Consider the following 22,358-nt stretch of genomic DNA (forward strand, 5'->3'; position numbering starts at 1 on the left):
GGCCGGAGCGGCGAGCCTGCCGGTCACGGAGCGTCGGCGGGGGTCCGTTCGGCCTGGGCGAGGCGGCTGTGCGAGCGGCCGTAGAGGAAGTAGACGACGAAGCCGATGACCATCCAGATGGCGAACCGCAGCCAGGTCTCGGCGGGCAGGTTGAGCATCAGCCACAGCGAGGCCAGCACGGACACGATGGGCAGCGCCGGCACCCAGGGGGTGCGGAAGGACCGCTCCAGGTCCGGCCGGGTGTTGCGCAGGATGATGACGCTGATCGCGACGACGATGAAGGCGAAGAGCGTGCCGATGTTCACGAGTTCGGCGAGTTCGCTGAGACTGGTGAAGCCGGCGACGATCGCGATGACGACGCCGAGCAGGATGGTCGGCCGGTACGGGGTGCGGAACCTCGGGTGGGTGTGCGAGAAGAAGCGGGGCAGCAGGCCGTCCCGGCTCATCGCGAAGAACACCCGGGACTGGCCGAGCAGCAGGATCATGCACACGGTGGTCAGGCCGACGGCGGCGCCGAAGCTGATCAGCCCGGCGAACCAGGGGTGCCCGGTAGCCTTGAAGGCGTCGGCCAGCGGGGCGTCCACGGACAGCTCGCGGTACTTCTGCATGCCGGTCACGACGATGGCCACCGCCACGTACAGGACGGTGCAGATGATCAGGGAGCCGATGATGCCGCGCGGCACGTCCCGCTGCGGGTTGCGGGTCTCCTCGGCGGCGGTGGCGACGACGTCGAAGCCGATGAAGGCGAAGAAGACGACCGAGGCGGCGGTGAAGATGCCCATCACACCGAAGTTGGAGGGGGCCCAGCCGAACATCAGCTGGATCAGCGGGGCCTTGAGGTTGCCGCCGGCCGGCACGGCCTCCTTCGGCGGGATGAAGGGGCTGTAGTTCCCGCTGTGGATGAAGAAGGCGCCGGCGATGATGACGACCAGGACGACGGCGACCTTGATGGCGACGACGACCGAGGTGACCCGTGCGGAGAGCTTCATGCCGACGACGAGGATCGCGGTGAGCACGAGGACCAGGGCGGCGGCGAGGATGTCGAAGCCGAAGCCGTGGGCGCCGTCGCGGCCGCTGAGGTACTCGGGCAGGTGCCAGCCGGCGTTGTCGAGCAGCGAGTGGATGTACCCCGACCAGCCGACGGCGACCACCGCCGTACCGAGCGCCAGCTCCAGCACCAGGTCCCAGCCGATGATCCAGGCGGGGAACTCGCCCAGGGAGGCGTACGAGAAGGTGTACGCCGAACCGGCGACCGGGACGGTGGAGGCGAACTCCGCGTAGCACAGTGCAGCGAGGCCGCAGACGACGCCGGCCGCGACGAAGGACAGGGCTACGGCGGGTCCTGCGTTGTTCTTGGCGGCCGTGCCGGTCAGGACGAAGATGCCGGTGCCGATGATGACACCCACGCCGAAGACCGTGAGGTCCAGGGCCGACAGCGACTTCCTGAGCGCGTGCTCCGGTTCCTCGGTGTCCTTGATGGACTGTTCGACGTTCTTGGTCCTGAAGAGGGTACTGCTCACGTGCCTACCTCCCACGTTTGTCGTCCTCGACATGATCGAGAGGGCCGGGGTGCGTATGCCCCGGCAAAGGCAGGTTCACGCAGATGGGTCGGTCTCGCCACTTGGAGGAGTGGGGAGACCGACCCATTGGGGTGGTTTGAGTTTGGGGTGGTCTGCGGGCCGGTGGGGGCTGGTCGCGCAGTTCCCCGCGCCCCTTACGGGGCGTGCCAGCTAGGGAGCTTTAATCCCTCGCCGGTTCCACCGAGGTGACATCCGTCGGCTGGCCGTCCAGCTTGGCCACCAAACCCGTCACCTGGCGGGCGATGTCCGGGGCCGTCAGGCCGATCTCTGCCATGACCTCGGCCCTGGACGCGTGGTCGAGGAAGCGGGGCGGGATGCCGAAGTCGCGGAGCGGTACGTCGACGCCCGCGTCCCTCAGCGCCTGCGCGACCGCGGAGCCCACGCCGCCGACGCGGATGTTGTCCTCCACCGTGACGACGACCCGGTGGCGCTCGGCCAGCGGGGCCATGGCCTCGTCCACCGGCTTGACCCAGCGGGGGTCGACCACGGTCGTCGAGATGCCCTGCTTGTCGAGGAGGCCGGCGATCTCCAGGCACATGGGGGCGAGGGCGCCCACGGAGACCAGGAGCACGTCCGGGGTGTCGGTGCCGGGCTCGCGCAGCACGTCCATGCCGCCGACCTTGCCGACGGCGGCCACGGCGGGGCCGACCGCGCCCTTGGAGAAGCGGACGACCGTCGGGGCGTCGTCGACCTCGACGGCCTCGCGGAGCTGGGCGCGGACCTGGTCGGCGTCGCGCGGGGCGGCGAGCCTGAGGCCGGGGACGACCTGGAGGATCGACATGTCCCACATGCCGTTGTGGGAGGCGCCGTCGGTGCCGGTGACGCCGGCCCGGTCCAGGACGAACGTCACTCCGCACTTGTGCAGGGCCACGTCCATCAGCACCTGGTCGAAGGCGCGGTTGAGGAAGGTGGCGTACACGGCGAAGACCGGGTGCAGGCCGGCCGTGGCGAGGCCCGCCGCGGAGACGGCGCCGTGCTGCTCGGCGATGCCGACGTCGTAGATGCGGTCCGGGAAGGTGTCCGCGAACTTCTTCAGGCCGACCGGCTGGAGCATGGCCGCCGTGATGGCGACGATGTCCTCGCGCTCCTTGCCGAGCTCGACCATCTCGTCGCCGAAGACGGAGGTCCAGTCGGCGCCGGAGGCCTTGACCGGCAGGCCGGTGTCGGGGTGGATGGGGCCGATGCCGTGGAAGCGGTCGGCCTCGTCCTGGAGGGCGGGCTGGTAGCCGCGGCCCTTCTCGGTGAGGCAGTGCACGATCACCGGGCCGCCGAACCGTTTGGCCCGGGCGAGGGCCGACTCCAGGGCCTCCATGTCGTGGCCGTCGATCGGGCCGACGTACTTCAGGCCGAGGTCCTCGAACATGCCCTGCGGGGCGATGAAGTCCTTCAGCCCCTTCTTGGCGCCGTGCAGGGTGTCGTAGAGCGGCCTGCCGACGACCGGGGTGCGCTCCAGCAGGTCCTTGCCCCGGGCCAGGAAGCGCTCGTACCCGTCCGTCGTGCGCAGGGTCGCCAGGTGGTTGGCGAGGCCGCCGATGGTGGGGGCGTACGACCGCTCGTTGTCGTTGACGACGATGACCAGCGGGCGGTCCTTGGCGTCGGCGATGTTGTTCAGCGCCTCCCAGGCCATGCCGCCGGTGAGGGCGCCGTCACCGATCACGGCGACGACGTGGCTGTCGCGTTCGAGCAGCTGGTTGCCCTTGGCGATGCCGTCGGCCCAGCCGAGCACCGTGGAGGCGTGGCTGTTCTCGATGACGTCGTGCTCGGACTCGGCCTGCGAGGGGTAGCCGGACAGGCCGCCCTTCTGCTTCAGCTTCGAGAAGTCCTGCCGGCCGGTGAGCAGCTTGTGCACGTAGGACTGGTGGCCGGTGTCCCACAGCACCTTGTCCTTCGGGGAGTCGAAGACGCGGTGCAGGGCGATGGTGAGCTCGACCACGCCCAGGTTGGGACCGAGGTGTCCGCCGGTCTTGGAGACCGCTTCCACCAGGAAGCTCCGGATCTCCTCTGCCAGCTGGACCAGCTCCTCGGGGCTGAGCCGGTCCAGATCGCGCGGTCCCCTGATACGGGTCAGCAGCGGCACCCGTGCCTCCTTGCAGTAGAGCTGATCGAGCTGTTGCCGGGCCTGTCGAGTCTAATGTTCCGCCCGCACGGCCGACGCGCGGGCTGTACGTCATACGTCACGCGAACGGCCGTACCCATCGAAAGGGTTCCTGAGACACAGCTGTGCCCGGCGCCTTTTCAGACACCGGGCACAGTCACGCCCCTGAAAGGGCGCGGGGCTGTATCCATTTGCGGCTACCGCCGCGTGGGCGCGACCGGCCACAACGGACCGGCACTCGCAATGTCACCGCACCCCGTCGGCGATCGGCGCTATCCGCGCCCCGCCGCCTTCTGGCTCTTACGGGACACGGAGTCGATGACAACCGCACCCAGCAGAACCCCACCGGTGATCATGTACTGGATCGACGTGTTCATGTTCAGCAGGTCGAGGCCGGTCTGGATGGACTGGATGACCAGCATGCCCAGCAGGGCGGACCAGACGTTGCCGCGGCCGCCGAACAGCGACGTACCACCGATGACGGCCGCCGCGATGGCGAGCATCAGGGTGTTGCCGCCACCGGCGTTGAGCGTCGCGCTCGCGGTCTGGCCGGCGAAGAACATACCGCCGATGGCCGCGAAGCCACCGGAGATCGCGAACACGGTGATCCGGATCATCGGCACGCTGATACCCGCACGGCGGGCCGCCTCGATGCCGCCGCCGACCGCGAAGACCTTGCGGCCGTACGTCGTACGACGCAGCACGAAGTCGACGACCACCAGCGACGCGAGGAAGATCACCAGCGCGTTGGAGACGCCGGACGCGTTGTTCAGCACGGCCGCCGCGGCGAAGGACGCGATCGCGAGCAGTGCGACGCGGACCACGATCTCGCTGGTGGGCCGGAACGGCACACCCGCCGCGCGGCGCCGGCGCTGCTCGTTGAACTGGCCCAGGGCCGACAGGACGACACCGAGGCCGGCCAGCAGGTAGGCACCGATGATGGCCTGGTCCATGAAGAAGGAGCTCTGGCCGAGGAGCTTCACCGGACCGCTGTCGGCCGGGATGTTGATCGTGCCGCTGGAGCCCAGCAGCCACAGCATCAGACCGTTCCAGCCGAGGAAGCCGGCCAGGGTGACCACGAACGCGGGTACGCCGATCTTGGCGAAGAACCAGCCGTGCAGCGCGCCGATGCCGATGCCCGTGATGATCGTGAGGATCAGCGCCAGCCACTGGTTCATGCCGTGGTTGACCACGAACACGGCGAACACCGTGGAGGCCAGACCGCTCACCGAGCCGACGGACAGGTCGATCTCGCCGAGCAGCAGCACGAACACCAGGCCGATGGCGAGCATGCCGGTGGCCGCGAGGAAGTAGCTGATGTTGGAGAGGTTGGCCGCGCTGAGGAACAGGCTGTTCTTCACCTGGAAGATGGTCCAGATGATGATCAGGCCGACGACCACCGGCAGCGAGCCCAGCTCGCCGCCCTTCACCCGGCGCTTGAACTCCGTGAGGTAGCCCTTGAAGCCCTCTTCACGGACCAGCAGGCGCGGGTCGACGACCGTGACCGGCGCGCCCGTGGGGTCGTCGGCGGGGGCCACCGTGACGGGGGCCGCGGCCGGCTCGGTCACGTCGGCCTGCTCGGTCTTGGGCGACTCGTCGCCCTGTACGGTCTTGGACGTCTCGCTCACTTTGCCGCCTCCGGGGTGCGACGCTCCGAACGACGGGTCACGGCGTTGTCCGTGGCACCCGTGATCGCCGCGATGATCTCTTCCTGGCTGGTGCTCTTCACGGGGAAGAAACCATTGTTCTTGCCCAGACGCAGCACGGCGACGGTGTCCGCGACCGCCTTCACGTCGGCCATGTTGTGGCTGATGAGAATGACGGCGAGGTTGCGCTCGCGCAGCCGCTCGACCAGGTCGAGGACCTGTGCGGTCTGCTCGACACCGAGGGCGGCGGTGGGCTCGTCGAGGATGACGACCTTGGGGTCGCCGATCAGGGCGCGGGCGATGGCCACGACCTGACGCTGGCCGCCGGAGAGGCTGGCGATCGGGATGCGCACGCTCGGGATGCGGATGGAGAGCGTGCTCAGCAGCTCGCGGGACCGCTTCTCCATCGTCACCTCGTCGATGACGCCGCGGTGCAGCAGCTCACGGCCGAGGAAGAGGTTGCCCACCACGTCGAGGTTGTCGCAGAGCGCGAGGTCCTGGTAGACCGTCGCGACGCCCAGACCCTGGGCGTCGTGCGGCTTGTTGATGTTGACCGGGTTGCCCTCCCACTCGATGACGCCCTCATCGATGGGATGCACACCCGCGATCGTCTTGACCAGGGTCGACTTTCCTGCGCCGTTGTCGCCCACAAGGGCGACCACTTCTCCGGCGTGGACCTCCAGTTCGACGTCGGTGAGGGCCTGGACCGCACCGAATCGCTTGGAGACTCCGCGCAACGCCAGCACGGGCGTAGCGGACACGTGAACCATCTCCTTCGCCGCCTGACCGGCGGGGATGCCGCGCTTGGTGATCAGGCGCGGAGGGTCGTGCGGTACCTCGGATTGCCGTCGGTGTACGCACGCGGTTTACAAGATGAACATGCGCGAATCCGCTGCGCTTGGCAACGGGTCCGTCCGACGCCCGCTCCGGCAGCGGGGTATGAAGGCCGGAGCGGGCGTCGGAGGGGTTTCGCGAGACCGTCGGACGGCCCCGGGCGCCTTGCGGAAGGGCCGGGGTGCGTCGGGCGGCCGGGGCCCGGGTGTCGTACTGCGATCACCCGGGCGCTGGCGGGCCGGAGCCGGACGGCTCCGGGGCCGGGCTACTGGAGGCCGGCGGCCTTGCAGGCCTTGGCGAACTCGCTGGTGCAGATGTCGGAGACGGTGTACAGACCGTCCTTGATCACCGTGTCCTTGATGTTGGCCTTGGTGACCGACACCGGGGTCAGCAGCTGCGAGGGCACCTTGTCGCCGGAGCCGCTGGTCTGCGTGGAGGTGGCGAGCGAGGTGATGCTCTTGCCCTGCAGCAGGTCCACCGCGATCGTGGCGGCGGCGTCGGCCTCCGGCTTGAACGCCTTGTAGACGGTGGAGGACTGGGTGCCGGCGACGATGCGCTGGATACCCGCGAGCTCCGCGTCCTGACCGGTCAGCGGGATGCCGCTGATGCCGGCGCCCTTGAGGGTGGTGGCGATACCACCGGCCATGCCGTCGTTGGCGGAGTAGACGCCCGCGATCTTGCTGGCACCGAGCTGCGTGATGGCCGCCTTCACCTTCTGCGCGGCGACCGTGTCCTTCCACAGACCGGACTGCTCGTAGGCGATGTCGACCTTGCCGTCGAGGGCTTCGTGCGCGCCCTTCTTGAACTGGGCGGCGTTCGGGTCGGCGTCGTCACCGTTGATCATGACGATCTTCGACTTGGTGGTCGCCTTGGAGCCGAGGGCGTCCAGCAGGGCCTGGCCCTGGAGCTCGCCGACCTTGACGTTGTCGAAGGAGACGTAGGCCGAGACCGGGCCCTGGGCGAGGCGGTCGTACGCAACGACCTTGACGCCCTTGTTCACGGCGGCCTGGATGGAGGACTTGATGGCCGCAGAGTCCTGGGCCGAGATCACGATGACCTTGACGCCCTTGGTCACCATGGTGCTGACCTGCTGGGCCTGCTTGGCAGCGTCACCGGCAGCGTTCTCGTAGTCGACCGTGCAGTCGGCACACAGCTTCTTGACCTGCGCCTCGAAGTACGGGTGGTCGAACTTCTCGTAGCGCGCGGTCACGCTGTCGGGGAGCAGCAGGCCGATGCTCTTGCCACCGGAGGAGCTGCTGCTCGACGAGTCGCTCTTCTTGTCATCGCCGGCCTTGCCACAGGCGGCGAGCGACAGCGCCATGGAAACCGCGGCGGTGCCGATCACGACTCTACGCATCGTTGCGTTCATTGGGGGTGCCTCCCTGACAGGGCCGCAACGCTGCGGCCGAGGTGGCTCGAAGTCAACTCGGCCGAAAGTTCGACGTCAAGAAGTAAATACTTAACGAGATGGCAACGGCGCCATTCGTTCTCTAAGTGAAGGCAGGTGCGACGGCGGGCAACGATCCGTCCAAAAGGGTTGAATCGCCCATCTCGCTGAGTGCGAGAGCGAGCGCGCCGAGCACCTCCGCGCGACCGCCGAGGGCCCCCGGAAGCACCGAGAGCTGGCGCGCCGCGCTGGGGATCGCATAGCGGCTCACGGACTCCCTGATGGGCCCGAGGACCAGCTCTCCGGCCTCGGCGAGATCACCGCCGAGGACCACCCGGCTCGGGTTCAACAGGTTACAGAGATTGGCCACACCGCTGCCGATGTGACGGCCGACGTCGCCGATCACCCGGCGGCAGCCCGGGTCGCCGTCCCGGGCCAGCCGTACGACGCCCTCCATGGTCAGGTCGGGGCCGTGGCCGGGCTGGAGCAGCGGCAGCACGTAGCGGGCCGACGCGAAGGTCTCCAGGCAGCCGCGGTTTCCGCAGCGGCAGACCGGGCCGGACTCGTCGAGTGTGATATGTCCGATTTCACCTGCTGTGCCGCCGGGGCCCCGGTAGATCTTCCCGTTGATCACCAGACCGGCGCCGACACCGCTGGCGACCTTGATGTAAGCAAGATCACGTACGCCCTTGCCGCTGCCCCAGACCAGTTCGCCGAGGGCGCCGAGGTTGGCGTCGTTGTCGACGTGCACGGGGACGCCGAGGCGCAGCCGCAGCTCCTCCGCGGGTCTCGCGCCGATCCAGCCGGGCAGGATGGCGCTGGAGCCGAGTGTGCCGGACTCCACGTCGATCGGGCCGGGGACGCCGACGCCCACGCCGGCGATCTTCGAACGGTCCACGCCGGTCGCCGCGATCAGGCGGTTGACCAGCTCTTCCGCCCTGTCGAAGCCCTGGCTGGACGACGCGTCCACGTCGAGGGGCTCGGACTCCTCGGCCAGCACCTGGTGGGCGAGGTTCCCGATCGCGACGCGCAGGTGGGTGTGGCCGAAGTCGATCCCGATGACGATGCCGGCGTCACCGCTCAGGCTCACGCTGCGGGCCCTGCGGCCGCCCGCCGACGTGGGCGTGACCTCGACGGTTCCGCCGTCCTTGAGCTCGCGCACGATGTTGGAGACCGTTGCGGCCGACAGGCCGGTCGTGCGCGCGATCTCCGCCTGCGTGAGCGATCCGGCCAGACGTACGGCCCGTACGACACGTTCCAGGTTGGCTCGGTGCAGCGACGACTGCGACCCCGGAGTCTCCATCGACCCATCCACTCCCGCCATCGGAGGCGGCCACGGCGCCGCCAACGTGACCCAGGTCACCTCACTGAGACCGGGCCACTTACAAGTTATGAACTCCAAGCTCTGCTGAACGGGTTACCGCCGTCAAGTCCTTGACAGAAATCGTTGGCGGTTCGGGGGTTGCCTGAGGGACATGCTTTCGACATGTCTAGGCCACTGGTCAGCAGGTTGGAGGGCGCGCGTGGAGTGTGGGTGCGGCGCCGTCGTGGCTGGTCGCGCAGTTCCCCGCGCCCCTTTCGGGGCGCAAACGTTCCGTTACTTCAAAGCTCCCGCCGTCAGGCCCGCCACCACCTGGCGCTGGAAGATGATGTACGCCGCCAGGACCGGGAGCATCGCCATCACCAGGCCCGCGAAGAGGCCGGACCAGTCGCCCTTGTAGCCCTGGCTGACCGCTAGCTGGACCAGGCCCTGGGTGAGGACGTGCTTGTCGGGGTCCGTGTTGAGGACCGTCGGGAGCATGTACTGGTTCCACTGGCCGAGGAAGTTGAAGATGCCCACGCTGATCAGGCCGGGCTTCGCCATCGGCAGCATGATCTGGAAGAACGTGCGGGTGTGCGAGGCGCCGTCGACGAAGGCCGCCTCGGCCACCGAGGTGGGCAGGGTACGGAAGAACGCCGTGAGGAAGAAGACCGTGAACGGCAGCGAGTACGCGATGTAGACCAGGATCAGGCCGTGCAGCGTGTTCAGCAGGCCCATGTTGTTCACGACGTAGAACAGCGGGACCAGCGCGAGCATGATCGGGAAGCTCATGCCGCCGATGAACAGGTAGTAGATGAAGCGGTTGCCCGGGAAGTCGAAGCGGGCCAGGACATAGGCCGCCATCGAGCCGAGGACCAGGGTGCCGATGAGCGAGCCGCCCACCACCAGGACGGTGTTCAGGAAGTAGTCGCTCATGTTGGCCTGGGTCCAGGCCCGCGCCCAGTTGTCGAAGTGCAGCTTGTCGGGCAGCGCCCAGGGCGAGCTGAAGATGGACCGGTCGTCCTTGAAGGACGTCATCACCGCCCAGAGCAGCGGCGTGACCACCATGAACGCCCAGATGATCAGGACGCCGTGGGAGAAGACGTTGAGGACCCCGCCCTCGCGCTGCCGGCGGGGCGGCTCCGGCGCGGGGGGCTCGGTCTCGGTGACAGTGACGTCGGTCTCGGTCGTCGTCATCGCTTCAGTACTCCAGCCGCTCGCGACGGCCCAGCCGCATCACGATCGCCGCGAAGGCGAGCGTGACGACCAGCAGGGCGACGCCGATGGTGGTGGCGTAGGCGGCCTGACCGTCCCGGAACGCCTTCTGGTACACGTACAGGACCATCACGGTCGTCGAGTAGTCGGGGCCGCCCGGTCCGGTCGTCATGATCTGTACGACTGCGAACGACTCGGCGCCCAGCGCGAGGATGCCCATGTACACCCAGCCGGACTGCACGGTGTCCCAGAGCAGCGGCAGGGTGAGGCGGAAGAAGGTGGTGGCGCGGCCGGCGCCGTCGAGGAGGGCGGCTTCGTAGAGATCCGCGGGGATGGACGCCATGCCCGCCGAGAAGAGGACCACGAAGAAGCCGACCGAGGACCAGACCAGCACCGCCATCACGCACCACAGGGCGAGGCTCGGGTCGCCGAGCCAGAGCGGCTGCACATTGTCCAGGCCGATTCCGCGGAGCAGTGAGTTGATCGCGCCGCTGTCGGGGTTGTAGGCGAAGGCGAACAGCAGCGAGACGATCGCGATCGACAGCACCTGCGGGAAGAAGTAGACGATCTTGTAGAAGGAAGAGCCCCGGACGCCGGAGATGACCGGGCCGCCCTTCCTTCTCCGGCCGCCCACATTGATCATGAAGGCGAAGAACAGCGCCAGACTGATCGTCACCAGCGGCAGCACGACCGCGAAGATCAAGCTGTGCTGCAAGGACTTCCAGAAGATGTCGTCGTGCAGCATCCGCCGGTAGTTGTCCAGGCCGACCATCTTGAATTCGGGGCTCAGGCCGGTCCAGTCCGTGAACGAGTAGTAGATGGACTGGATGAACGGCCACACCACGAAGAGCGCGTACAGTCCGAGGGGCAACGCCAGAAACCCCACGATGAACCGGTACTTGCCGTGCTGCATCGCCACTCCGGTGCCGAGAGGGTTGCTGGTTACTGGTGCTTGTAGTGCTTGATCGTGGTGTCCTTGGCGGCCTCGTCGGCGAAGCCCTGGATCTTCTTGATGGTCTCCGCCGGGGTGAGCCGGCCGGCCATCATCTCGCCGAGGCCGGCGACTCCGATCTTCTCCTTCTGAAGCTGCACGTACCAGTCCTGCATCCGCGGGTTGACCACATTCGACCCGGCCAGCTTCAGCGCGGCCACCCCGGAGGTGAGGCCCGGGGTGAGGGTGATGCCGTCGGTGCCGCCGTTGTAGGCGGTCAGCGACTTCACCTTCGTCGTGAAGTTCTTCGAGGAGGCCTCGCTGAGCATGATGCGCAGCTGCTCCATGCCGCCCTGGGCGTTCGCCGCCTTGGCCGGGACGATGAACGGCTCGCCGCCGGAGGCCCAGATGGTGCCGAACGGCATCTTGTCGTTCTTGTCGATGCCGGTCGGCGCTGAGACGGCGAGGTTGAAGTCGGAGGGGATGACGTTCGCCGACTCGTTCTCCACCCAGGAGCCGTTCGGGATGAACAGCGCCTTGCCCTGGGCCCAGGCGGTCTGCGACTGGATGTGGTCGAGGCCGGGGGTGCCCTTGAGGATGTAGCCCTTCTTGTAGAGCTCGTAGTAGGCCTCGAAACACGCCTTGACGGCCGGGTGCTTCCAGGCGTTCGGCTCCAGGTTGTCGATCGCGTTCAGGACCTCGACGCCGCCGACCTTGCCGATCATCGGGTAGAGCGAGAAGGGGATGTAGTACGGGTACTTGCCGGCGTAGGTCCAGCCGGCCATGCCCTTCTTCTTGGCCTTCTCGCAGACGGCGATCATCTGGTCCCAGGTCTGCGGGTACTCCGCGTCCAGCGAGTCCAGGGCCTTCTGCGAGTACCAGACGCCGTAGACCGTGTAGGCGTAGTACATGATCCAGACCGGGTCGCCGTCGAACTGGCCCATCTCGACGATGCCGGGGCGCAGCGTGTCGCGGACCTTCTTGTTCGGGTCGTCGTACGACGGGGCGTCGAGCAGCGGGGTGAGGTCGGTCAGCTGCTTCTTGCCGACGAGCACACCCATGTCCATCTGCTCGGCGCCGGAGTTGTCGATGAGGTCCGGCGGGGTGCCCTGGTTGAAGCGGGGCTGGAGGGTGGACTGGATCTTCTGGGTGGCGGAGAACTTGACCGTGGCCTTCGGGAAGTCCTTCTGGTAGATCTTCACCGCGTCCTGGGCGTACTCCTTGCCGAAACCGCCGTCGAAGAGGACGAATTCCATCTTCGCGGTCTCGTTGACGCCCAGTGGGTTCTTGGCCGTCTTCTTGCCGGCCTTGTCCTTGGACTGGCCGCCTCCGCCGCTGCTGGCGCAGGCGGAGAGGAATCCGACGGTGGGGACCGAAATCAGACCGAGGGCGGCCGAACGCTTGATCAGATCGCGCCGGCCGACACCCTCGGCACCGGGGTTCGTTGCGGAAGTGGATCCCTTGCTCAAGTCCACGCCTTCTCCAGGACTCAGGCGGTGAACCGGATCCTCCCCGGCACCGCGGTGGGGTAGTGCTGGGTCGTGCAGGAAGTCATGCGGGAAATGCCGACAGGTATAGTCCACTTCCCGCCAGCGGGGCAAGATCGAAAGCAGGGTTGACCGCCGGTCTTTTCCTAGTTGAGACCTCTCGGAAATATGAGCGACCTGTGTACGCCTTGGCGGAAAAAGAGCTGACATAGCCCCCTGAATGCCGCAGCCAACACCCTTGACATCACGGGTCACTTGACCACCTACTGGTTCCTGCGCCAGCAGCTGACAACGTTGTCTCATGTGGCAGGGAGGGTACCCGTTGTGATGCAGCGGAGAACGCAGCGAAGAACAGGACACCGAGCTGGTACGGCGGTCGTGATCGCGGCCGCCGTAGTCATGACCCTGGGCTCCCAGGGAGCCGCGGTCGCCCTGCCGGCGAAGGCACCGGCCGCCGCGACGCAGTTCGCATCCTCGTTCGAGTCTGGCGATCCGTCACCGGACTGGACCGACACCGTCGACACCGACCCGAGCGGCGCTCCGCGCTCCTCGGGCGTGGACGGCGGCTACAGCACCGGCATCCCCGGCAACGTCACCGACCACGTGACCGACGTGCGGGCCAGCGGCGAGAACACCGGCGCGGGCGAGGTCAAGGAGAACCTCGTCGACGGCGAGCCGGGCACCAAGTGGCTCACCTTCGAGCCCACCGGCTGGGTCGAGTTCGACTTCGACAAGCCCATCAAGCTGGTGACCTACGCCCTCACCTCGGCGAACGACTACGACGAGCGCGACCCCAAGGACTGGACCCTCCAGGGCTCGACGGACGGCAAGGACTGGAAGACCGTCGACACCCGGGCCGGCGAGGCCTTCACGGAGCGGTTCCAGACCAAGTCGTACGACCTCGCCACGCCCGCCGAGTACCAGCACTTCCGGCTCGACGTCACGAAGAACAACGGCGCCCCGGACATCCTCCAGATCGCCGACCTGCAGTTCTCCACGGGCGGCAGCGGCGGCCCGGTACCCCAGGACATGCTCTCGCTGGTCGACAAGGGCCCGACCGGCTCGCCGACCGCGAAGGCCCGGGCCGGGTTCACCGGAACACACGCCCTGCGCTACGCCGGACGGCACACGGCGAACGGCCGGGCGTACTCGTACAACAAGGTCTTCGACGTGAACGTCAAGGTCGGCCGTGACACGCAGCTGGGCTACCGGATCTTCCCGTCGATGGCCGACGGCGACCTCGACTACGACGCCACCAACGTCGCCGTGGACCTGGCCTTCACGGACGGCACCTATCTGAGCGACCTCGGGGCCGTCGACCAGCACGGGTTCGGGCTGTCGCCGCGCGCGCAGGGCGCGTCGAAGGCGCTGTACGTCAACCAGTGGAACAACGTCTCGTCGGTGATCGGCTCGGTCGCGGCCGGCAAGACGGTCGACCGGATCCTGGTGGGCTACGACTCCCCCGCCGGGCCGGCGAAGTTCCGCGGCTGGATCGACGACGTGTCGCTGAAGCCGGTGGCCCCCGAGAAGCCCAACGCCCATCTGTCCGACTATGCGCTGACCACCCGCGGCACCAACTCCAGCGGCAGCTTCTCGCGCGGCAACAACTTCCCCGCGACGGCCCTGCCGCACGGCTTCAACTTCTGGACGCCGGTGACCAACGCGTCCTCGGAGAGCTGGCTGTACGAGTACGCACGGGCGAACAACGACGACAACCTGCCGACCATCCAGGCGTTCAGCGCGAGCCATGAACCGAGCCCCTGGATGGGCGACCGGCAGACCTTCCAGATGATGCCGTCCGCCGCGGCCGGCACCCCGGACACCGGACGGGAGGCCCGCGAACTGGCCTTCCGGCACGAGAACGAGACCGCGCGGCCGTACTACTACGGGGTCACGTTCGAGAACGGCCTGAAGGCCGAGATAACGCCGACCGACCACGCGGCCGCGCTGCGCTTCACCTACCCGGGCGACGACGCGAGCGTGATCTTCGACAACGTGACCGAGCAGGCGGGCCTGACCCTGGACAAGGAGCACGGGATCGTCACGGGCTACTCCGACGTCAAGTCGGGCCTGTCGACGGGCGCGACCCGGCTCTTCGTCTACGGCGTCTTCGACAAGCCGGTGACGGACGGCGACTCCAGCGGGGTCAAGGGCTACCTGCGCTTCGACGCGGGCTCCGACCACACCGTGACGCTCCGCCTGGCCACCTCCCTCATCAGCGTCGACCAGGCCAAGGACAACCTGCGCCAGGAGATCCCGGACGGCGCCTCCTTCGACACGGTGAAGGCGCAGGCCCGGAAGGTCTGGGACAAGCTGCTCGGCAAGGTGGAGGTGGAGGGCGCCACGGCCGACCAGCTGACCACTCTCTACTCCAGCATGTACCGGCTGTACCTGTACCCCAACTCCGGCTTCGAGAAGGTCGGTTCGACGTACCAGTACGCCTCCCCCTTCTCGCCGATGACCAGCCAGGACACCCCGACGCACACCGGCGCGAAGATCGTGGACGGCAAGGTGTACGTCAACAACGGCTTCTGGGACACCTATCGCACGACCTGGCCCGCGTACTCACTCCTGACGCCGAGTCAGGCGGGTGAGATGGTGGACGGGTTCGTGCAGCAGTACAAGGACGGCGGCTGGACCTCGCGCTGGTCCTCCCCCGGGTACGCCGACCTGATGACCGGCACCTCCTCGGACGTGGCGTTCGCGGACGCCTACGTCAAGGGCGTGAAGTTCGACGCGAAGTCGGCGTACGACGCGGCCCTGAAGAACGCGACGGTGGTCCCGCCCTCCTCGGGCGTCGGCCGCAAGGGCATGTCGACCTCCCCCTTCCTCGGCTACACCAGCGACGACACCCGCGAGGGCCTGTCGTGGGCGATGGAGGGATACGTCAACGACTACGGCATCGCCGAGATGGGCAAGGCGCTGTACAAGAAGACGGGCGAGAAGCGCTACAAGGAGGAGTCGGACTACTTCCTCAACCGCGCCCAGGACTATGTGAACCTCTTCGACTCCAAGGCCGGCTTCTTCCAGGGCAAGGACGCCCAGGGCGACTGGCGGGTGGACTCGGCGGCGTACGACCCGCGCGTGTGGGGCTACGACTACACCGAGACCAACGGCTGGGGTTACGCCTTCACCGCCCCGCAGGACAGCCGGGGCCTCGCCAACCTGTACGGCGGCCGGTCCGGCCTCGCCGACAAGCTGGACGAGTTCTTCGCGACGCCCGAGACGGCCTCCCCCGACTTCGTCGGCTCCTACGGCGGGGTCATCCACGAGATGACCGAGGCCCGGGACGTCCGGATGGGCATGTACGGCCACTCCAACCAGGTCGCCCACCACGTCATCTACATGTACGACGCGGCCGGCGAGCCCTGGAAGGCGCAGGCCTATGTCCGCGAGGCGCTCTCCCGGCTCTACCTCGGCAGCGAGATCGGCCAGGGCTACCACGGCGACGAGGACAACGGCGAGCAGTCGGCCTGGTACCTCTTCTCGGCCCTCGGCTTCTACCCGCTGGTGATGGGCAGCGGCGACTACACGATCGGCTCCCCGCTGTTCAAGAAGGCGACGGTCCACCTGGAGAACGGCCACGACCTGCTGATCCGGGCCTCGAAGAACAGCGCGCAGAACGTCTACGTCCAGGGCGTCCGCGTCAACGGCCGCACCTGGACCTCGACTTCACTCCCCCACTCCCTCATCTCCAAGGGCGGTGTCATTGACTTCACGATGGGCCCGAAGCCGTCGGCCTGGGGCACCGGCAAGGACGCCGCCCCGGTCTCGATCACCAAGGACGACAAGGTCCCGACCCCGCGCGCGGACGTCCTGAAGGCCAACGGCGCCCTGTTCGACAACACCTCGGCGACCCAGGAGACGGTGACGTCGGTGGACCTGCCGGTGACCGCCTCGGCCAAGGGCATCCAGTACACGCTCACCTCACCGTCGGACCACACGAAGGCCCCGACGGGCTGGACCCTCCAGGCCTCGCCGGACGGCACGAACTGGCGAACCGTGGACCGGCGTTCGGGCGAGTCCTTCGACTGGGACCTGCAGACACGTGCGTTCACGATCCAGAAGCCCGGGACGTACGCGCACTACCGACTCGTCCTGGACAGTGAATCGACGCTGTCGGAGGTGGAGTTGCTGGCCTGAGACGGCGGCACGGAAAGGGGGCGGGCCCGTTCGGGTCCGCCCCGCTGCCGATGAGGGACAACGTGTCGGCTGGGGCATCCGGCCAGGTGGAGGCCAGGCCGTCGACCGTGCCCGGGGCGGCGACGGTGAGGGCGAGCGGCTGGGTGTGGGAGGTGTCGGCCGAGGTGACGGTGACCTTCGCGTCGTAGTAGCCCGGCGGGGTGTCGGGGGCGGTGGTGAGGGTGATCTGCTGGGAGCCGTCGGTCATCGTGCCCGCTGCCGGGGTCGCCGTCACGCCGTCCGGTGTCTCGACGCGGAAGCGCACCTCGGGGCCGCTGCCGCCGGACAGCGACAGAGCGCGGACGGTGAGCTTCATGCTGTCGCCGGGGGCGATCGTCGCGGCCGTCGGGCCGACACCGATCTGGTAGGGCTGCTCGCCCTCCCGGAAGGACGGGGGCGGGGCGGCCGTGCCCCAAGTGCGGTTGGGGGTCGCGGCGAGGATGTAGTCGAGGCGGCCGCCGTCGCGCACGAAGCTCGCCGGGAGCCAGGCACGGTCGCCGGCGCGGCCGTCGACCTTCAGGGACTGCACGTACGGGGCGTCGGCGGTCGCTCCGGTCGCGTGGATCGAGATGTCGTTGCCGTTCGGGCGGTCGATCTCCACGCGCTCGAACAGGGGTGCGGCGAGGACGAGTTCGGCTCGGGAGGGGACCTGCGGGTACATGCCGAGCGCCGAGAAGACGTACCAGGAGGACATCGCGCCGAGGTCGTCGTTGCCGGGGATGCCGCCGGGCCGCGTCGACCAGAGCCGGGTCATCGCCGCGCGGACGGTCTCCTGTGTCTTGTAGGGGGCACCGGCGTAGTCGTACAGGTAGGGCACGTTGAGCGAGGGCTCGTTGTCCAGCTCGGACTTGTCGCCGCCGCTGCCGGTGAAGGCCCAGCCGCCGTCGGCGTTGTGGAAGAAGGCGTCGAGGCGGGCGAGAGCCTTGCCGGTGCCGCCCATCGCGGCGAAGAGCCCGGCCGGGTCGTGCTGGACCATCCAGGTGTACTGGGCGGCCGTGCCCTCCACGAACCCGTTGCCGGTGTCCGGGGTGAAGCCGGTGACCCAGCTGCCGTCGGCCCTGCGGTCGGCGATGTAGCCGCCGGTCGGGTCGGCGGCGATGTCGAAGTTGTTCTGCCACCACTGGGCGCGGTCGGCGAAGGTCGCGGCGGTGCTCTTCTCCCCCGCCGCCGCGGCGAGTTGGGAGAGCGAGAAGTCGGCGGTGGACATCTCCAGGGTCTCGGCGGCACCGCCCCAGGCGTTGGACACGGACGGCATGTAGTGGTTGGCCAGATACTTGTCCAGGGACGGGCGTTGGCCGACCGAGAGCACCGGTTCGCCGGCCGCGGAGAGGTCCTGGGCCGTCGGGACCGTCGCCGCCCTCACCAGGGAGTCCAGCGCGCCCTTCAGGTCGAAGTCGGTGCCGCCGAAGGCCCGGATGCCGGCGAGGGCGGTCGGTGACGGGTCGCCGTTCATGACGTGGGTGCCGCTCGCGCCGTGCAGCCAGCGGTCCCAGACCCCGCCGTTGTGCCGGGCGAGTTCGTAGAGCGACTGGGCGATGTCCGAGCCGGTCCGTGGGTCGAGGAGGGTGAGCAGCTGGACCTGGTCGCGGTAGACGTCCCAGCCGGAGAAGGTGCCGTACTGGGCGCGGTGGCCGCGGGCGACCCGGTGGACCTTGTCGTCGCCGCCCCGGTAGCGGCCGTCGGCGTCGCTGATGACGTTCGGGTGGAGGAGGGAGTGGTAGAGAGCGGTGTAGAAGGTGGTGCGGTCGGAGTCCGTGCCACCACCGACACGGATGGCGGCGAGGCGGTCGCGCCAGGCACGGTGGGCCGCGGCGCGCACGGCGTCGAAGGAGCGGCGCGGCGGGTTCTCCGCCCTCAGGTTCGCCTCGGCGGCGGCCCGGCTGACGTACGAGATGCCGACCTTGGCGTGCACCGGCCCGGCGCCGGGCGCGAACCGCACATAGCCGCCTGCCCCCTTGCCGGCGACGGGCCGTCCGCCGTTCGCGGAGAAGCCGCCGGTGCCGCCGGAGGCCGTCGTCGCACCTGGTTTCAGCCGCTCGTCCTGCCAGGTGCCGGTGGCGGTGAAGGCGCGGTCGAAGTGGGCGGTGAAGTAGAGGGTGTAGTAGGCGCGTCGGCCCTCCGGGTCGAGGTAGCCGCAGAAGTCGCCGGAGGTGACCGAGCCGGAGACGGTGCGGGTGTCCGGATCGATGGTCACCGTCGAACCGGCCGAGCCGACCTCGGAGTTGGCGGTGCGGATCAGCAGCGAGGCGGGCTTGTCGGCCGGGTAGGCGAAGCGGGCCGAGCCGGTGCGGGCGGTCGCGGTGAGGTCGGCGGTGACACCCGAGGCGAGGCCCACCCGGTAGTGGCCGGGCTCGGCGGTCTCGGCGGCGTGGCTGAAGTCCGAGGCGTAGACCGCGTCCTCGGTATCGGCCGCCGGTGAGGAGGTGACCTCGCCGGTGTACGGGAAGAACGGGATGTCGCCGCTGCCGCCCGCGCAGCCGGTGCCGGACATGTGGGTCAGGCTGAAGCCGCGGATGCGGGTGGCGTCGTACTGGTAGCCGCCCGGTGCGGCCGTTCTCGTCGCGTCGCCCCTGGTGTTCTCCGGGCTCCAGGAGAGCATGCCGAACGGCACGACGGCGCCCGGGAAGGTGTTGCCGCCGTTCCTGCTGCCGATCAGCGGATCGACGTACGCCGTGGGGTCCTTGACCAGTTCGGGGGGCGCGCTCGCCGGTGCCGCGAGGGCGGGGGTGGCACCGCCGGCCGTGAGTACCGCGGCCAGCAGCAGGGACATGGGTCGGAGACGCATGACGCGGCCCTTCCTCCTCCGGACGGGTCGCGCACCACAGGTCGCACAAGCCGCAGGGACAGTAACGTGCGCCACCGGTACCACGGAAGACCGCGATTGCCGCGAAGGGCACCGCCCGGGTTCACCCGGTCGGGCGATCCGAAATGCCTTGACATCGTTGTCGGTTGAGACGGTAAAGTCATGTACAGACCATGAGACAACGTTGTCGACCGTCACGAGGTCGGCACAGGCCGCAGAGCACGGCGCAGGGGAAAGCGCACCAGAGGCATTTCGAGCAACTCCCATCCGGACAGGCCCACCCACCCCCCTCGCCTGCCCGGCTCGCGGACCCGGTGCGCACCGGCACCGGGTCCGCCCAGAGCGGATCGCGTACGTCAGCCGACCTGACACGGCAGGCCGGTTGCACTGTCCCCGCCGTCGCCCTGGACTACGTAGCCGAACGTCGTCCTCTGCCCGGGACTGAGCGAGCCGTTCCAGTCGGCGTTGTGGACCATCACGTCCTGTCCGCTGTAGGTGGCGTTGCCGTTCCACAGGCTGGCCACCGACTGGCCGCCGGGGAGCGTCCAGTCGACCATCCAGCCGAGCATCGGCACATCGCCGCTGTTGGTGACGGTGACCTCGGACTGGTAGCCGCCGGGCCAGCTGTTGGTCGTGGTCCGGGTGGCGGTGCAGGTGCCGGGCGGGGGCTGGGTGGGGTCGCCCGGGTCGTGGATGCCGGTGACCTCGCCGTTGCCGCCGTCGAAGACGACGTCCGAGCAGGAGTAGAAGGTCTCCGTGCTGTCCGAGCGCTGCCACACCATGTAGATGATGTGCCGCCCGGTCTTGTTCGCCGGAAGCTGTCCGGTCCAGGAGTAGTTGGCCTCGACCGTGCCCGGGGTGCCGTTGAGCGGCGGGTGGTCGACGGTCAGGAACGGCTGGTCCTCGATGTCGTCCCAGGTGAGCGGCCGGGTCGGGTCGTAGCCGTCCTTGGTGATGTAGACGTAGAACCAACCCGGGTGCGCCGCCCAGGCGTTGTAGGAGAAGTCGACGGTGGCGCCGGAGGTCAGATGCGTGACCGGCCAGTCGTCGCGGGGCAGGTCGAAGCCGGTGAAGTTGGGGTTGCCGCCGCTGCACAGCGAGCCGTCCGGCACGAAGCCGCGGGTGCGGCCGGCGCCGTCCGAGCGCAGCACCGAGAACCAGTTGTAGAACGGCGTGGTCCCGCTGACCTGCTGGGCCGCCTTGCAGGCCGGATTGACGGGCTTGATCTCCCCGGTGTCGGTGAGCGCGTCCTGCCAGCACAGGAAGGTGCGGCTGCCGGGTTTCATGGGGGTGCCGTGCGCCTGGGCCGGGGCGCCGGCGGCCAGGATCAGGGCGAGGGCCGGGACGGTGGTGAGAAGGGCGAGGAGGGCGAGGAAGAGGGCCCGGCCCCGAGTGGGGAGGGGTAATCGGGGCAGGCGGGACGGGCGTTGCGCGCTTGTCGTAGACATGACAGATCTACCTCTGTGTGGGGTGAACGGTCGTGCGCGGGTCACGGAGACGAACGCGGGGTGGAAGCGGGCCCGGCACGCCGACGGGTTCCGGTCCGCCGAAGCACATGGGAGCGCTCCCACCCCACTCCCCTGTGAAGCTAGCGCGAACAGGGGCGGCTGTAAACGGCGGACGGCCGGCGAAGTGGAGCCCGCGGCCGACCCGTTCGAAAGCCGCACCTCGCACGACCCCGCCGTGATCGCAGCGGCCGTCACGGTGGCCCTGGCGTTCTTCGGGTACGTCGCCACCCACCTCAACGGCCCGCGGCCGGCCCAGCGACAGGAGCGGCTCGCCCGGGTCGATCGGCGACTCAGCGACCTCTACGGTCTGTTGTTCGCACCGCCGGAGGCCGACGGCAACACCTTCGCCGCGTTCGCGGAACGGCATGCCCGGCCCGGCGGCACCTTCACGGGGTAGCGCCGAGGTAAGCCCGAAAGCCGCCAGTACTTGATCTTGGTGGGTGTGGTGCTCGGTCCGTTCAACGCAGACCGGCAACCGGGAGCGCGTTGACGCGGTTCTCGTACTCGCGGCGGGCCTTGCGCTGGGCCGGGACCGCCGTGGTGCCGTCGAGGGGCCGGCCGCCGTCGAGGAGTTGGCGGTGGACCGCGGGCACGGCAGTGACGCGAAGGGTGCAGCCCTGGCCGTGCCGTACGGTCACGCCCTGGTCGAGCGTGACGCGCTCGACGGGCTCCAGCTCGGCGGCGCGGAGGAAGCCGGCGACCTTGCCCGGCATGTCGAGGACGACCGGCAGGTCCGGGGCCTGGGCGCCCGGGGCAACGGCCGTGCACTCGGGCAGGAGGTCCACGACGGCGGTACGGATGGCGCCGCGGCTGACACTGTGCTCGCGGGCGAGGGCCGCGAGGGACCGGCCTTCCAGGCATGCGGTACGGACGCTCTCGGTCTTCGCGGCCGGGACGGCGGGGCGGCGCCCGACCTTGTTGCCCTTGGCCTCGGCGGCGCGCAGTCCGTCGTAGGTCAGATCCCGTTGGAGGTCGCGCTGGAGTTCGCCGGCGGCGGCGAGGGTCTGCACCATGAACTTCACGGTGGACAGCAGCTCGCCGGTGCGCGGGTGGCGGGCGGTGAGGTCCATGGCGGAGAACGCGCCGTCGTGGATGCGCAGGGCGAAGCGGTCACGGTGCAGGATGTCGAGCACGTCGAGGATGCCCGGTGCCGCGGACCAGGCGGAACATCTCGGAGATGTCCGGGTTCAATGGACGTACGCGGCGCCTGTCGTCATTCGTTCCTTTGCCGACGTGCGGACGGTCTGTGGAAACCGAAGGTGGCCGGCCCCTGGCCGACAGTCGAGGTCTCATCGTGACCGCTATCGGTGCCGGCATCGCACTGCGGGATACCGCGCCGATCCCGCCTCGCCACCATGATGGGAACTCCATCGCGCCGGCCCCATTCGGG

14 protein-coding genes are annotated in these 22,358 nt (G+C 68.7%); 2 read left to right on the forward strand and 12 right to left on the reverse strand.

Annotation, left to right across the window (positions count from 1 at the left end; all coding sequences use genetic code 11):
- Positions 1–23: 23 nt before the first annotated feature.
- The 9 genes from ACWGKQ_RS12715 to ngcE form a co-directional block, all read right to left on the reverse strand.
- Entirely contained in the window at positions 24–1,520 is a 1,497-nt protein-coding gene (locus tag ACWGKQ_RS12715) for an amino acid permease (RefSeq protein ID WP_453291918.1), read from the reverse strand.
- Between the two features lie 220 nt (positions 1,521–1,740).
- Positions 1,741–3,657, reverse strand: coding sequence for a 1-deoxy-D-xylulose-5-phosphate synthase (gene dxs, locus ACWGKQ_RS12720; protein ID WP_453291919.1), 1,917 nt, complete (start codon positions 3,655–3,657; stop codon positions 1,741–1,743).
- Positions 3,658–3,947: 290 nt separating this feature from the next.
- Positions 3,948–5,303 (reverse strand): sugar ABC transporter permease, encoded by a 1,356-nt coding sequence (locus ACWGKQ_RS12725; RefSeq protein WP_453291920.1) that lies wholly within the window; start codon positions 5,301–5,303, stop codon positions 3,948–3,950.
- Entirely contained in the window at positions 5,300–6,091 is a 792-nt protein-coding gene (locus tag ACWGKQ_RS12730; protein ID WP_089104778.1) for an ATP-binding cassette domain-containing protein, read from the reverse strand. Before ACWGKQ_RS12730 ends, ACWGKQ_RS12725 begins: the two co-directional genes overlap by 4 nt.
- Positions 6,092–6,420: 329 nt before the next feature.
- Positions 6,421–7,512 carry a sugar ABC transporter substrate-binding protein gene (locus tag ACWGKQ_RS12735; protein ID WP_453291921.1) on the reverse strand — a complete coding sequence of 364 codons (1,092 nt, stop codon included), beginning with the start codon at positions 7,510–7,512 and terminating at the stop codon, positions 6,421–6,423.
- A 133-nt stretch (positions 7,513–7,645) separates the two neighbouring features.
- On the reverse strand, positions 7,646–8,845 hold the full coding sequence (locus ACWGKQ_RS12740; RefSeq protein ID WP_453291922.1) for an ROK family transcriptional regulator: 1,200 nt from the start codon (positions 8,843–8,845) through the stop codon (positions 7,646–7,648).
- A gap of 294 nt (positions 8,846–9,139) precedes the next feature.
- Entirely contained in the window at positions 9,140–10,039 is a 900-nt protein-coding gene (locus ACWGKQ_RS12745) for a carbohydrate ABC transporter permease (protein WP_453291923.1), read from the reverse strand.
- Positions 10,040–10,043: 4 nt separating this feature from the next.
- Entirely contained in the window at positions 10,044–10,970 is a 927-nt protein-coding gene (locus ACWGKQ_RS12750) for a carbohydrate ABC transporter permease (protein ID WP_453291924.1), read from the reverse strand.
- 29 nt (positions 10,971–10,999) lie between these two features.
- Positions 11,000–12,457 carry an N-acetylglucosamine/diacetylchitobiose ABC transporter substrate-binding protein gene (gene ngcE / locus ACWGKQ_RS12755; protein WP_453291925.1) on the reverse strand — a complete coding sequence of 486 codons (1,458 nt, stop codon included), beginning with the start codon at positions 12,455–12,457 and terminating at the stop codon, positions 11,000–11,002.
- Positions 12,458–12,874: 417 nt separating this feature from the next.
- Here ngcE and ACWGKQ_RS12760 point away from each other — a divergent pair, with 417 nt between their 5' ends.
- Positions 12,875–16,618 (forward strand): GH92 family glycosyl hydrolase, encoded by a 3,744-nt coding sequence (locus ACWGKQ_RS12760; protein WP_453292040.1) that lies wholly within the window; start codon positions 12,875–12,877, stop codon positions 16,616–16,618.
- Here ACWGKQ_RS12760 and ACWGKQ_RS12765 read toward each other — a convergent pair.
- Both ACWGKQ_RS12765 and ACWGKQ_RS12770 read right to left on the reverse strand, forming a co-directional pair.
- A complete protein-coding gene (locus ACWGKQ_RS12765) occupies positions 16,530–19,442 on the reverse strand; it encodes a GH92 family glycosyl hydrolase (RefSeq protein WP_453291926.1) in 2,913 nt (970 codons plus the stop codon). The two genes, ACWGKQ_RS12760 and ACWGKQ_RS12765, sit on opposite strands and share 89 nt — an antisense overlap.
- Positions 19,443–19,816: 374 nt before the next feature.
- Entirely contained in the window at positions 19,817–20,908 is a 1,092-nt protein-coding gene (locus ACWGKQ_RS12770; RefSeq protein ID WP_453291927.1) for a lytic polysaccharide monooxygenase, read from the reverse strand.
- Positions 20,909–21,092: 184 nt separating this feature from the next.
- On the opposite strand from ACWGKQ_RS12770, the gene ACWGKQ_RS12775 reads away from it, so the two are divergent.
- Entirely contained in the window at positions 21,093–21,365 is a 273-nt protein-coding gene (locus ACWGKQ_RS12775; RefSeq protein ID WP_453291928.1) for a hypothetical protein, read from the forward strand.
- A gap of 61 nt (positions 21,366–21,426) precedes the next feature.
- On the opposite strand, the gene ACWGKQ_RS12780 is transcribed toward ACWGKQ_RS12775, so the two are convergent.
- The gene (locus tag ACWGKQ_RS12780; protein WP_453291929.1) at positions 21,427–22,101 is read right to left on the reverse strand and encodes a hypothetical protein; all 675 of its coding nucleotides are present in this window, start codon (positions 22,099–22,101) and stop codon (positions 21,427–21,429) included.
- Positions 22,102–22,358 lie beyond the last annotated feature (257 nt).

It is taken from the genome of Streptomyces sp. NPDC054770, from assembly GCF_053611985.1.